Genomic DNA, 251 nt, shown 5'->3' on the forward strand with positions numbered 1-251 from the left:
TCGCGGCGATGGCCACCACGCGGCGGCCGGTCTGCGGCGATGCCGCGAATTCTTGCGCCCCGAGCGACCCGCGCTGGGCGCGCAGCACCCGCGGATCGGCCAGGCCCGGCTCCGGGTCGCCGTCGTTGACCAGGCTGAGATGCGGCGCCAGCCGCGCCAGCAGGGGCGGCGTCATGCCGAGCCCCGCGCCGAGCTCGCCGATGCTTTGGAAGGGTGCATCCGGCGGGCCGTAGCCGAGCCCGGCATTGCGG

General features: G+C 76.5%; 1 pseudogene. It reads right to left on the reverse strand.

Features of this window, described 5'->3' with window-relative positions:
- Window positions 1-251 (reverse strand): annotated as a pseudogene (locus tag AC0IW9_RS31415) (hypothetical protein); the annotation flags it as partial.

Source organism: Belnapia sp. AC561, assembly GCF_979252845.1.